We start from the raw sequence: 13,979 nt of genomic DNA on the forward strand, positions 1-13,979 counted from the left end.
TACTGACAAAATTCATTATAAAATAGCCATTTAACCTTGAAAGAAAAAATATGCCACAAAAAATGAGGGTCAGTAACCATAGCGAATATAACAAATTTCTAGAAAAAAGAGGAAATATTTTTCATTATATCAACGAAGCCATAGAAAAGTGGTACGAGAATGGTCCAAAAATACCAGGTGGCAACAATATTTATAGCGATAAAGTTGTAATTTTGGTGCACATAATAACTTGTTTATTTAGAATAGGCCTGAGGCAAACAGTTGGGTTTATAGCAGGATACCTTGAGCAAATTGGGAAAAATTTGCAAGTTATCAGCTATTCACAATCATCAAGAAGGTTTAAGAAACTCAATATTAAGATCAATGATTGCAGAAAATAATATGGAAGATATCGAAATTGCTATAGACAGTACAGGAATTAGTATATACAACAACACTCCTGGTCATAGCAAAGAAAATAGCGAAGATAGAAAGTATCGCAGCTATGAACAGACAAGAAAATTGCATGTAATGTTGAATACAAACAGCAAAAAAGCCATAGCTGTAAAATACAGTAACGGCTGATCACTATGGAGCTTGTGATTTGCTAAAAGAAGTCGATTTTCAGTATGTCATAAAAGTACTATATGCAGATAGGGCATATGACAGAGAAAAGCTCTATAAGCTGTGTAATCAATATGGTATAAAAACGAAAATTCCTCCGAAAAACAACGCAGCAGAGCATCCAAAGTTAGACTATATGGCTGAGAGAAATGCTGCAATTAGACTAATAAAATCATGCAGCGAAGATGGAATGAAGAGGTGGAAAAGGCAAACAAACTACGGAAAAAGATCTTATATAGAAAGTTTTTTCTCGCGACTGAAACAAACATTCGGGTTTAGTTTTAGGAATAAATCTGAGACAAATAGAGAGAAGGAACTACTTGTTAAATGCTATTTGCTCAATAAGTTCACTGATATTGGTATGGCTAAATTTGAGATAGCTTCATAAATTTATTGTGCGTTACCTACTATCCGAAGAGCGATGCAACAAAGCCTACTGGGATCCAGAAAAAAAAGATATGGATTCCAGCGTCACGCGCTGGAATGACACCGGATAGAGCTCTAGATAACATCAGAATATCAGTTAGAACCAAAGTGGAAAAAGGCATTAAAATAGGCGATCAAGTAAAATTATCAGCAAAACTCTTCCCTCTAAAGATTGCGCCCTCGGAGTATGCATACGATTTTGCAAGAATAGCATATTACCAGAAAATAAGTGCAACAGGCTTTGCAACAAGCAAAATAGTCCTGCACAAAAAGGCTGAAGCAAGGAAATTTCAAGAATATATAGAATCTTTCCGTCAATACATTTATGAAAACCTGCAGCAAAATATCAAGAAACCACATGCGGATATAATCTCTGCATTACTGATCGGTAAAAAAGATGGCATAGATCAAAAAACTATGGACGCGATACGAGATTCAGGTATAGCACATTTGTTTGCCATATCTGGTTTGCATTTATCATTCGTTGCTGGTCTGTTTTTTGTAGTGTTTCGTAATTTATTCGCAATATCTGAAACTTTGACTCTTAAGTATAACACCAAGAAAATATCTGCATTCCTTACTATCTTGCCAACCACGTTTTATTTGTTGATTACCGGTATGCAAATTTCTGCTCAGCGTGCCTACATCATGGTGATTTTAGTACTCGTTGCAATAATGATAGAGAGAAAATATCGAGGGTTAATAGCAATTGCGTTTGCTGCTGCAGTGATACTTATCATAGAACCTGAAGCAATTTTAAAGCCAGGCTTTCAGATGTCATTTTCTGCTGTTTTGGCACTGGTTGCCAGTTATCAAATTAATGCTAATAAATTATTCAAAATAAAAATAATGAAATATTTTGTGTCGATAATGATCAGCTCAGTAATAGCAAGTTTAGCAACTGTTCCGTATACGATATATAATTTTAATTATTTTTCAATTAGTGGCATTATCACAAATTTAGTTGCTATACCAATAGTTACATTAATTATTATTCCACTTGGAATAATTTATGTCTTATTGATTCCTTTAGGTATTGAATGGATTATAGCGCCATTTATAGAGCGCCCAATTGACAGCATTTTGTATATAACAAACGCTATCGCTAGTCTTCAGTATTTGGTTATTCCCATTCGTACTTTTCCTGCCTCATCAATTATTATAATAACATTTGGGTTATTGTGGCTGTGCTTGTGGGAAAGAAATTGGCGTTTTTTGGGATTTTTTTTTATTGTACTAGGTATTTGCTTTAGCGCTGCATATAAAACCCCCGACATCCTAATAAATGCTGATAATGTTGCTGCAAAGGAGAGTGATAACTTACTATATTCTCTCACTAGAAAAAGCAGAAATTTTGTTATCAAAACGTGGGCAAAGCAAAACGGACAGAACCAAATTTTGAATCATACAAAATATAGCAATCCAGATAAAAGACTAAAGTATGGCTGTATATATAATAAAGGAAATAATCAATCAGTACTGCTTGCTTATAAAAAAGAAGATATCTTGAGAAACTGTAATAGTGTTGATCTGATAATTCAATTAAGTGAATTCGACTATTCAGCTTGCAACGCTAAAATTATTAAACATGCTGATCTAGAAACGTATGGCACACATTCTGTTTGGTTAACAAATCGTTACGTAAAGATTAATACAGTGCGCTCCAATAGGCCTTGGCACATGTTGAAAAATTAAGAAACTTGATTTTAAGGTTTGGTTAATGTATACCTAAATAAGTTTAAACTAGAAAAATGTTATGGTTACAGACACTAAAGATCCTTTCAAAGACTATTTTGATTTTTTAGGATTTAGAAAACTTTCTGACCAGCCCAGTAGAATTTTGAGCTCTATAAGAAAGTATTCTGGTACTATATCGATAGCAAGTACCATTGCTACTCTTATAGCATTTGCTGCCTTTTCTATTCAGCCTGTTACAGTAAGTATTGCTGGGTTTGCGTTCACGCCAGCACCTCTTGCCTTTATTCCTCTTATAGTTCTCTTATTTACTGCTGTTATAAACTTTATAAATACACAAAAAATAAAAGAGAATGAAATAGATAAAAAAATAGGAAACTATCAAGTTGATGAACAGTACAGCCAGATTGCTCAAGAAGCTAAAAAAATTGAAATTGTAACAAATTTAGATCGTAAGAGGAAAAAGCTTTCAATAGTTTTACCAAATTCTAAGACGCAGAGAGAAATACTAGAAGATATAGAAGCAGAAAATAGAAATAGGATTCTCTTGTTTACTGGATCATATGTATTTGGTACTATTATAGTAGTTTCAGCAATATCACAATCCATTAATGCTCCAATAATATTAATAGCTTTATTAGTCGCTATTCTTTTATGCATCATATCAACACTTAGCAATCTAATAAGTAATAGCGTGGATCATGAAAATCATACTATTAGAAAACACAGTTCTTTAGGTCTTCTATTTCCATACTGGTCTGGAAACTTACTATTACCCACAAATATAAATGTTTGTTGCATAGCTCTTAATGGCATAACTTTTGCTTGAAATAACTGTTTATATGGTGCAATTTACAGCTTTTAGTTGCTAAAATTATAACTCTTAGTTTAATAATTTTAATCTAATAAGCTTTCAGGTTAATAAAATTAAATTATTTGAGTAAATACAATATTATGTTTTTATTTGTGGGTAATAGTAAGCTTCAAAACCTTACTATTACCCACAAGTATAAAATTCATGAGCAAGTTTCCATCCTTCTGCTAAATCAAAGAGACGTTTCCATCCCTTCCACAAAGCTATAGGGCCTGGTTCTAAGTCATTTTTGCGAGCTAAAAACCCTCCTAACTTGGCCACCCACCTCACAATTTCTCTTATAGGTGGTGGTGTCTCAGGATAGTTTTTTGTCTTAAGCATTTTGGTATATAAAACCTTCCATTCGTCGTCAGTCAGTATGAAAGTGCAAGAAAGATTTGGATTTGTTCTAGCTACTAGTGTGATAAAAAATATTCTCCATGCAATTATACTCATTATTGTAAGAAAGCGGATTAATCTATCTGCTGCTTGGAGCCTACATTCTTCAACTTTAAGACCAGATTTCAAAATTTTATGAAAAACCTCTATTCTCCATCTTAAGCAATACCATTGTATTTTTTCTACTGCTTCTTCAAAATTATTAATATTTATATTTGTCAACAAAATCCAGTTCACAGGCTCTTCGCCAAATGGGGGGTATTTTTCTATAGCATAGACAGCATTTAAACTTAAATTAGGAAGTTTTTGGGTTTTACGTCTAGCGTTATTTTTTGATGCATTCATCACAAAGTTGCTAAACTTTACTTCTAAAACTGTTGTTCTTTGAGGTTTATCATTGCGAGCAGGAATATTCACTTGTATTTCTCCTTGACAAGACATGCGATTCATCAGATCCCACAACCTTTCACCACCTTTTTCAGAATAAGTCGACTTCTTATTTATTGTTCTGTTTTGATTTCCTCTTACTACAAAAAGAGATTGATTAGTGGAAGCAACTTCAAATAAATCATACATATCTGCTTCTCTGTCACAGACGGTAACTACCTTGATATCCTTTAATCCAGGATGATTAGTAGAATATTTAAGTGATTCTATCCACCGTATGCTTTCTTTCTCTTCTATGGGAACAGCAGTATTATGGCTTCTTCTTTTCAACTCTTTTAGGTCTTCAGCTAAGGAGGGTCTAGTACTAATTTTTTGATCCAATAATCCTATAGGCAGTCCTTCTGTTGTAACTGCAAACGTTGTATGCATCACTAATCCATGTGTTTTAAAATTAGTTGTTTTAGATGTTAATCTTGCTGCTATAATCCCTAATCCTTCGGTCTTTTTATGATTTTTATATGAGATATAACTCGTGTCTTGGATAGCTAAGATAGTTGAGTATTCTTTAGCTCTTTCAACAGTTTTAATTATATGACTTTCTAATATCTTTCTCTCAGAAATGGCATCGTTTTGGAAAAATCTATAAGCTGCTTTACTTTGATGCCAATCTTCACAAGCTTGATTTATTGAACGCTCAGGCGATTCAGCAAAACTATTAACTATTTTTAGAAGCCTTTTACTTAATCTTATATCACCAAAATTAACAATTCCAAATTCACTTTCTGCCCATTCGCCAGTTGAAGTATTTATAGTTCTTTTCATCATATATTCCATTTTTAGACCATAGATCCATTTATAATAGAAAGTTGAATTAGTAAAATATCAGCTTTTTTACTATTTATATACTTATGGGTAATAGTAAGGTCTGGAAAGGGCATGGTTGTATCAGTAGTAGAAAATAAGCTTGGTAAAAGGGAAAATGAACTAATATCTCTAATGAAAAAACTACTTAGTCCGCTTTGCAACTCATTTGACAGTAACCTTAAAAAAGCTTGCGATTTACTTGATAATAGTCTTTTAAAGCCTGCAAATATTAACATTAAAGAAACGCTTGATCACCTAAAAAAAATCAGAGAAGACATCAAAAAAGATTTAGATTGGCTACATGCAGAAATTTCAGAAGTTTTAAACAACACTAAAGAATTGACAAAAAAAGCACATTCACTAGATATTGAAGGTACTTTTTCTAGGTTAGAGAATGCTATTAAAATTGCTGAAGATAAAATTGAACGATTTGAACCAAGCCGCTTTGTAGGCTGGCTTCAATCAACTACGCAGTCTAATAATAACGAGTTCCTTAGCATGCTAAAAAAGTTAAAAGAGGATACAGAAGAGGAAAAAACGGAATTGAAGGAGCAATTAAACGTAGTAAGGAATGAATTAGAAGAAATAAAAAAGAAGCAAGCTCAACCAAGTACGCCTGATTTAGAAGCTAACAATGGAAATAATACTAATAAATTATTAGTATTAGAAAATAAAGTCAAAGAACTACGTGACACAGTTAGAAAGTTAGAGCTGGAAGCAGAACAAAATAAGCTGCAGCAAAAGAAGGAAAAGTTAGAGCAAAAAAAATCTGAACAAGAAAAAACAGATGAATGGAAAGAAAAAATCAACGGCAAACCAAGTGACTTTCTATATTATTTATTAGAATCTATTAAGCTGGAAGAAAAAGATAATAAAGAAAAAAAGGTTGAGGCAACATTACGAGATTTTGATAATAAAGTTACAATCCACTGGAAAGATGGCTCTCAAACAATTTGCCATATTAAAAAACAAGGTGATCTGCAAATTGAGTCTAGTGCAACAATGTTTACAGACCCAAATGTTCAAGCAGCATGGGAAATGGCGCGGGGTAAATCACTATAGATCACTCAATAATAACCTTAAGTGTTAATAATGATAAAGAGAAATTAAGGTTAGACACCTATATAGCTGAAAAATGCAACATATCACGCAGCAAAGCGCAAAGATTGATACAAAATGAGCAGGTGAAATTACTTGGCACACCGATAATTAATAATGACTACATAGTAAAACCAGATGAAGAGTATGTGGTGCATCTCGTTCAACCTGACATATCCACATCAATTGAGCCTAATTATGACATAAAACTTAATATCGTCTATGAAGATGAAGACATTATAGTTCTGAGTAAACAAAGTGGATTAACAGTGCACCCAGGTGCTGGGACAAACAATGATACGCTTTTGAACGCAGTTATCGCTCACCTTAATGTAAGACCAGGAATTGTTCATAGACTCGATAAAGATACTAGTGGGCTAATGGTAATTGCAAAAAATGAAGCAGCCCATAGTTTTTTGTCTGAATTGTTATCGAATCGCAAAATAAAGCGGGAATACTTAGCAGTAGTTTGGGGAACATTATCTTCCCAGCAGGGAACTATAGAAACTAACATTGCTCCAAAGCGTGGTAATAAAGAAATGATGTGTGTTACAAAAACAACGGGCAAATTAGCAATCACTCATTACTCAGTAGAGAAAGTTATAGGACAAGCAAGCCTCGTTAAATGCACTTTAGAAACAGGTAGAACGCACCAAATTCGAGTCCACATGAGCCACATAGGACATTCTATAGTTGGTGATCAAGTTTATGGGAAAAATAGTAGTAAAAGCACAAAATATGCTAAAAACTCTAGTTTTATTCGTAATTTCAATAGACAAGCACTACATGCTTATACACTGGGCTTATATCACCCCAAAAGTAAGGGATACATGGAATTTGTCTCTGATTTACCGCAAGATATAAAAACTTTAATTGGTGAGTTTGACAACATATCTTAATAACATTCGTATTAACCTGTCAATATTATCATCCATGTTATCAGGAAGTTAATTAATGAAAGAAAAACTGCTGCACTACCTAGATCTTTCACCTTTTTTGAAAGTATGTGTTGTTCACTGGAAATACGCTCAATTGTCGTTTCAAAAGCAGTGTTAACAATTTCCACAATTAACACCAGGAATAGACTGCTTATCATTACTGCACGTTCTAGATTACTTACATCCAAAACAAACAAAATTGAGACACATACTATAAAAAGCAGTAACTCCTGTCTGAACGCAATTTCTGATATAAAAGCTGATTTTATTCCTTCACAAGAGTATTGAATTGCTTTTATTAGACGAATAATGCCCTTCTTCATTATTATTCACAAAACCCTTTAATCAAAATTTTAACTTATTTGGATTTGCTACACCCTATAGCATTTTTATCATTTGTTCACCCTATTGGTTTTAAAATTAAGATTTACCGCAACTACAATAAGTACTCTTATCATCACATTTTGGTGTTAAGTCAGGATAGAACGTGAGTATAGCATCATTCTTTCTTACAAACACTGATTGATAATCGTCATCTTCCATTTCATATAGACACATTCCATCTTTTCCTAATTCCTTAAACGCCTTAGTTGCAGAAATTATCGGCATGAAGGTTATATGCGTATCCATTTGGGCATTTAACTTTCACTTCCCCATCCTTACCTAAATATTTCATTCCAAATGTATAAACTGGCGGCTTAATATCTGATTTATTGCATAGGGACTTATCATTCCAAATTGCACCTGCCCATTTATCTTCTTGAGCTTCAACATATCTACCTACAAAATGCATACCACCTAGTTTATCGTTTGGCTCACCACAAAAAATATGTCCAAACCCTATAGTTTCTTTTTCACTTCCACTATTTGTAAACCAAATGTTAGCCAGTTCATCTTTAAGTAACTCCAAATCCGCATCTGGCGTAATCACTTATATATTCCTTTCACTACTTCTTGATGCTGCGGACAACTAAGTAAAATTTTGAAATCTTCTTTATCTGGATGTGCTCCCCAATCTCCACAAACTTTCAACACTCCTCTATCGAAGTCAGTTAATTCTGAAACGGTGGCTGGTTGTGAACTGAAAAATGGTTCAAGATTGACTTCAACATTTTCTTCTACATAGCCGGTGTGAAAATAATGATCCTTAATATAAAAAATAAATCCTATTATTGGTATTATTAAACACAAAATTAGTTTAACTGTCTTCGACATAATCACGTTCACAAAAAAGCTAGCCTATAAGAAATAATTTAAAAAAGTTTTAATCTAATCGTTTTTGCAGAGCAGCAACTCCCGGCATTTCATCGCCACTTAACCAATCTAAAAATGCTCCTCCACCAGTGGAAACATATGTAAAATCCTTATCGGTAAGGCCTGCAGCGCTTATTGCAGATAGACTATCGCCTCCCCCTATTATGCTGGTTAACTTTCCTTTGTGCGTTAAGTCACTTACGATTTTCATTACCCCTATTGTACCGCTTGCAAAAGCTGAATGTTCAAAAACACCAATAGGTCCATTCCACAGCAGAGTCTTACTGCTTGCTATTATACTGCTTATTGTACTCAAAGTTTGTGGTCCGATATCCAAAATTATATCACCGTCCAAAATGGACTCAGTTCTTCTTGAAATACTAGTGCTGTAATCAGAGTTTACTGCAACCAGAACGTCTTCTGGCACAACTATTTTGCAATTGTTTTTATTTGCTGTTTCAACAATATTATGTAGAAGGTCGTCAACACCATTTTGAAAGAAAGATTTCCCTATATTTACTTTGCTAAATGACAAAAAATTATTGGCTATTGCACCACCTAGAACTAGGTAATTAACCTTTTCTGTTAGCTTCATAAGCACTTTTATTTTAGTTGATATTTTAGCTCCCCCAACTATCGCAGTAATAGGTTTAGCTTTAAACGATACAGCTTTTTCAAGATACTTTAGCTCATCTTGCAAGCAAAATCCTGCATAGGAAGGTAAAAATTCTGTAATGCGTGAAATAGAAGCGTGAGCTCTGTGAGAGCAAGAAAATGCATCATTTACATATATATCCACTAGAGATGCTAATTGTCTGGCAAAGTTTGCATCATTCTCCTTTTCCCCTTCATAAAATCTTAGATTCTCTAGTAATATTATATCTCCTGCATCCATAACACTTACTGCTCTTTGTACTTTTTCACCAACGCAATCGTCAATAAATTTCACTTTTTTATTTAGTAACTGCGATAAAGTGTCAATTACATTTTTTAGCGACAGATTATTGTCTCTGGCCTTTGGGCGTCCGAAATGTGATATAATAATAATCTTTGCACTCGCATTCACTAAATAGTGAATAGTAGGCAATGCTCTCAAAATACGAGTGACGTCACGAATTTCTCCATCTTTTATAGGAACATTGAAGTCAACTCTGAGTAAGACGGTTTTATTGTGAAGATCACAATTTTCTATACTAGGTATATTCATTACAAAATTGAAGCTATAAAGTCACTATACAGCAGTTTGATCTAAAGTAAAGTTTTAAGCTTACGAACGTTTAAGGAAATTTGCATGCCAAACGCTTGACACTGGAACCTTATCGTCATGCCATCACGAACCGTCATACCGCCGGGTATCTCTTAGCCGCTAACACCTTACTATTACCCACAAATAAAAACATAGTATTGTATTTACTCAAATAATTTAATTTTATTAACCTGAAAGCTTATTAGATTAAAATTATTAAACTAAGAGTTATAATTTTAGCAACTAAAAGCTGTAAATTGCACCATATAAACAGTTATTTCAAGCAAAAGTTATGCCATTAAGAGCTATGCAACAAACATTTATATTTGTGGGTAATAGTAAGCTTCTAACCCTTACTATTACCCATAAGTATATAAATAGTAAAAAAGCTGATATTTTACTAATTCAACTTTCTATTATAAATGGATCTATGGTCTAAAAATGGAATATATGATGAAAAGAACTATAAATACTTCAACTGGCGAATGGGCAGAAAGTGAATTTGGAATTGTTAATTTTGGTGATATAAGATTAAGTAAAAGGCTTCTAAAAATAGTTAATAGTTTTGCTGAATCGCCTGAGCGTTCAATAAATCAAGCTTGTGAAGATTGGCATCAAAGTAAAGCAGCTTATAGATTTTTCCAAAACGATGCCATTTCTGAGAGAAAGATATTAGAAAGTCATATAATTAAAACTGTTGAAAGAGCTAAAGAATACTCAACTATCTTAGCTATCCAAGACACGAGTTATATCTCATATAAAAATCATAAAAAGACCGAAGGATTAGGGATTATAGCAGCAAGATTAACATCTAAAACAACTAATTTTAAAACACATGGATTAGTGATGCATACAACGTTTGCAGTTACAACAGAAGGACTGCCTATAGGATTATTGGATCAAAAAATTAGTACTAGACCCTCCTTAGCTGAAGACCTAAAAGAGTTGAAAAGAAGAAGCCATAATACTGCTGTTCCCATAGAAGAGAAAGAAAGCATACGGTGGATAGAATCACTTAAATATTCTACTAATCATCCTGGATTAAAGGATATCAAGGTAGTTACCGTCTGTGACAGAGAAGCAGATATGTATGATTTATTTGAAGTTGCTTCCACTAATCAATCTCTTTTTGTAGTAAGAGGAAATCAAAACAGAACAATAAATAAGAAGTCGACTTATTCTGAAAAAGGTGGTGAAAGGTTGTGGGATCTGATGAATCGCATGTCTTGTCAAGGAGAAATACAAGTGAATATTCCTGCTCGCAATGATAAACCTCAAAGAACAACAGTTTTAGAAGTAAAGTTTAGCAACTTTGTGATGAATGCATCAAAAAATAACGCTAGACGTAAAACCCAAAAACTTCCTAATTTAAGTTTAAATGCTGTCTATGCTATAGAAAAATACCCCCCATTTGGCGAAGAGCCTGTGAACTGGATTTTGTTGACAAATATAAATATTAATAATTTTGAAGAAGCAGTAGAAAAAATACAATGGTATTGCTTAAGATGGAGAATAGAGGTTTTTCATAAAATTTTGAAATCTGGTCTTAAAGTTGAAGAATGTAGGCTCCAAGCAGCAGATAGATTAATCCGCTTTCTTACAATAATGAGTATAATTGCATGGAGAATATTTTTTATCACACTAGTAGCTAGAACAAATCCAAATCTTTCTTGCACTTTCATACTGACTGACGACGAATGGAAGGTTTTATATACCAAAATGCTTAAGACAAAAAACTATCCTGAGACACCACCACCTATAAGAGAAATTGTGAGGTGGGTGGCCAAGTTAGGAGGGTTTTTAGCTCGCAAAAATGACTTAGAACCAGGCCCTATAGCTTTGTGGAAGGGATGGAAACGTCTCTTTGATTTAGCAGAAGGATGGAAACTTGCTCATGAATTTTATACTTGTGGGTAATAGTAAGCGCTAACACGTAGCGGGATACTTGACCTTTACAGGGATGACGATTGTCATTTAGCCATAAATATTTAAGAAATTTACTAAACAGAAAAAAAGGCAAAAGAAGCCCCGTGGTTGGCTAATTACTTACATTATACTTTCAAGTATGGCGTTTTTTTATTCTAAACGCTTAATAACCGCGATTTAGCTGCTTTTTAATGCAACTAACCTTTAGTCATAAATGTTTAAGAAATTTACTAAACAGAAAAAAAGGCAAAAGAAACCCTAAGGTAGCTAATTATTCACTATCCATTTTTTAAGTTGGCGTTTTTTGATGTTTTAAATGCTTTATAAGCGTATTTCAGCTTGTATAGGTAAAAACCTAGAAATTTGATAAAGACATAGAGTGCACATAGTGCAAAAAATTAAACATGAGACGCCAGATACGTTGAGTTTTTTTGTCATTTAATCTGTACAGAGAAGATAAATAAATAGCTTCAGTTTCATGATAAGGGGGCTGGCGAAGGGTGTCAAGTAAGTTTTGCATTTGATCCGTTTCTATGACTTAGATGCCAGTGCCTGCTACTTGACTCTCGGCTGGGTCGAATTTGTATAGCTACATTGTCGGTAAATCTAAATTGCTTTAATAATTTTGATTGAAAAATAGTTTTTCTATTATATAAATGCTACTTTAGGGTAATCAAAATGGAAGACGATAAATATAGCCTAGGTTTAAGGGTTATCCATTGGTTGATGGCTGTTTTTATTATCGGTATGCTTTGTTCTGGACTTTATATGAAAAGCCTGCCACTTAGCAATGAAATTAAGTTCAACATATACGCTATTCATAAGGCTTGCGGTATCACTATTCTTGGATTAATCATAGTACGCATATTTTTTCGCGTCTTTACTTATGTTCCACCACTTCCAGCAAATTTTTCTCGGTTTGTAATCAATATAAGTAAAGCAGTACACTTTGGTTTATATTCTTTGATGGTGCTAATGCCACTATCTGGCTATGTCATGTCTTCTGCTTCTGGCAAACAGATCAAATATTTTTTTCATATCCCTTTGTTGATTAATCAAAACAAAGACCTAGCTAACACGGCTAATGAGCTACATTCGATGCTTGCATATTTTATGGTACTCTTTATAATCTTACATATACTTGGCGCCTTAAAACACACATTTATAGATAAACAAAACATTTTTAAACGTATGATATAGGTTATATGTTAAGTAGCCTCTGGAAAAAAGGAACAGATTTTCTTGGCAGTGAGTTTGCTATAATGGGTGGTGCTATGAGCTGGGTTTCAGAGAGAAACTTGGTCTCAGCAATCTCAAACGCTGGTGGTTTTGGTGTGATTGCATGTGGTGCAATGTTCCCAGACTTACTGGAAAAAGAAATCATAGAGACACAAAAATTAACTAACAAGCCATTTGGTGTAAACCTAATTACTATGCACCCAAAGTTGAGTGAGTTGATAGATGTGTGTATTGAAACGAAAGTGAGCCACATAGTTCTTGCCGGTGGACTGCCAACGAAGCCTAATATAGAAAAAATCAAGAGTGCGGGCATTGAAGTTATGTGCTTTGCACCAGCATTAAGCCTTGCGAAAAGGTTAGTAAAAATGGGAGTAGATGCGTTAATAATAGAGGGAATGGAAGCAGGTGGGCACATAGGGCCAGTCAGCACTTCTGTTCTTGCACAAGAGATATTGCCTCATTTTAAAAATGAACAAATACCAGTGTTTGTTGCAGGTGGAATAGGAAGAGGCGAAATGATAGTTAATTACCTGGAAATGGGGGCAAGTGGCTGTCAAATAGGTACATTATTTGTCTGCACTAATGAGTCAATTGCCCACAAAAATTTTAAGGAAGTGTTTATTAAATCAGCCGCACGTAATGCAATACCTTCTGTACAGATAAGTGCTGATTTTCCTGTAATTCCTGTAAGAGCTATAGCCAACAAAGCAAGCGATGACTTCATGAAGCGTCAAAAAGAAGTTATTGATGAATACCAAAAGGGACAGATCTCAAAAGAAGATGGGCAGCTTGAAATAGAAAAGTTCTGGGCTGGAGCTTTAAGAAGGGCAGTGATTGAAGGAGATGTTGAAACAGGATCTTTAATGGCCGGCCAAAGTGTTGGCATGGTTGATAGGGAAAAGCCTGTAAAAGAAGTAGTGGATATGTTAGTTCAACAAGCAAAGAATCATATTAATAGCAAATCTGTAGAAGTAGAAAGCCCAGAAAGCAAATAGTTAAGCGACCTTCCAATAAGCAAGTTGCCGCAATTATTTATAATATGGCATAATTG

10 protein-coding genes and 2 pseudogenes are annotated in these 13,979 nt (G+C 34.0%); 8 read left to right on the forward strand and 4 right to left on the reverse strand.

Going from position 1 to position 13,979, the window contains the following annotated elements; genetic code table 11:
- Positions 1-50: 50 nt before the first annotated feature.
- The 3 genes and pseudogenes from OM961_RS07710 (at position 51) to OM961_RS05550 (ending at position 3,553) form a co-directional block, all read left to right on the forward strand.
- Positions 51-991 (forward strand): annotated as a pseudogene (locus tag OM961_RS07710) (IS5 family transposase).
- Between the two features lie 53 nt (positions 992-1,044).
- Positions 1,045-2,724 carry a ComEC/Rec2 family competence protein gene (locus OM961_RS05545; protein WP_264339604.1) on the forward strand — a complete coding sequence of 560 codons (1,680 nt, stop codon included), beginning with the start codon at positions 1,045-1,047 and terminating at the stop codon, positions 2,722-2,724.
- A gap of 61 nt (positions 2,725-2,785) precedes the next feature.
- A complete protein-coding gene (locus tag OM961_RS05550) occupies positions 2,786-3,553 on the forward strand; it encodes a hypothetical protein (RefSeq protein WP_264339558.1) in 768 nt (255 codons plus the stop codon).
- 168 nt (positions 3,554-3,721) lie between these two features.
- Here OM961_RS05550 and OM961_RS05555 read toward each other — a convergent pair whose 3' ends face one another.
- A complete protein-coding gene (locus OM961_RS05555) occupies positions 3,722-5,188 on the reverse strand; it encodes an IS4 family transposase (protein ID WP_264339584.1) in 1,467 nt (488 codons plus the stop codon).
- A 171-nt stretch (positions 5,189-5,359) separates the two neighbouring features.
- On the opposite strand from OM961_RS05555, the gene OM961_RS05560 reads away from it, so the two are divergent.
- Positions 5,360-6,289: a hypothetical protein gene (locus OM961_RS05560; RefSeq protein ID WP_264339559.1), complete on the forward strand. Its 930-nt coding sequence runs from the start codon at positions 5,360-5,362 to the stop codon at positions 6,287-6,289.
- Positions 6,280-7,224 carry an RluA family pseudouridine synthase gene (locus tag OM961_RS05565; RefSeq protein ID WP_182309806.1) on the forward strand — a complete coding sequence of 315 codons (945 nt, stop codon included), beginning with the start codon at positions 6,280-6,282 and terminating at the stop codon, positions 7,222-7,224. Before OM961_RS05560 ends, OM961_RS05565 begins: the two co-directional genes overlap by 10 nt.
- Positions 7,225-7,235: 11 nt before the next feature.
- Here OM961_RS05565 and OM961_RS05570 read toward each other — a convergent pair whose 3' ends face one another.
- The 3 genes and pseudogenes from OM961_RS05570 to OM961_RS05590 all read right to left on the reverse strand — a co-directional run bounded on the left by OM961_RS05570 (position 7,236) and on the right by OM961_RS05590 (position 9,724).
- On the reverse strand, positions 7,236-7,586 hold the full coding sequence (locus OM961_RS05570) for a diacylglycerol kinase (RefSeq protein ID WP_151807638.1): 351 nt from the start codon (positions 7,584-7,586) through the stop codon (positions 7,236-7,238).
- 97 nt (positions 7,587-7,683) lie between these two features.
- A pseudogene (locus OM961_RS07715) lies at positions 7,684-8,478 on the reverse strand (EndoU domain-containing protein).
- A 49-nt stretch (positions 8,479-8,527) separates the two neighbouring features.
- Complete coding sequence (locus tag OM961_RS05590) at positions 8,528-9,724, reverse strand: phosphoglycerate kinase (protein WP_264339562.1); 1,197 nt, start codon at positions 9,722-9,724, stop codon at positions 8,528-8,530.
- A gap of 489 nt (positions 9,725-10,213) precedes the next feature.
- Here OM961_RS05590 and OM961_RS05595 point away from each other — a divergent pair, with 489 nt between their 5' ends.
- The 3 genes from OM961_RS05595 to OM961_RS05605 all read left to right on the forward strand — a co-directional run bounded on the left by OM961_RS05595 (position 10,214) and on the right by OM961_RS05605 (position 13,923).
- The gene (locus tag OM961_RS05595; protein WP_264339584.1) at positions 10,214-11,680 is read left to right on the forward strand and encodes an IS4 family transposase; all 1,467 of its coding nucleotides are present in this window, start codon (positions 10,214-10,216) and stop codon (positions 11,678-11,680) included.
- Between the two features lie 687 nt (positions 11,681-12,367).
- Entirely contained in the window at positions 12,368-12,889 is a 522-nt protein-coding gene (locus tag OM961_RS05600) for a cytochrome b (protein ID WP_010082022.1), read from the forward strand.
- Positions 12,890-12,894: 5 nt separating this feature from the next.
- Positions 12,895-13,923 (forward strand): NAD(P)H-dependent flavin oxidoreductase, encoded by a 1,029-nt coding sequence (locus tag OM961_RS05605; RefSeq protein WP_264339563.1) that lies wholly within the window; start codon positions 12,895-12,897, stop codon positions 13,921-13,923.
- Positions 13,924-13,979 lie beyond the last annotated feature (56 nt).

Source organism: Wolbachia endosymbiont (group A) of Cydia splendana, from assembly GCF_947179475.1.
GTDB classification, from domain to species: Bacteria; Pseudomonadota; Alphaproteobacteria; order Rickettsiales; family Anaplasmataceae; genus Wolbachia; species Wolbachia pipientis.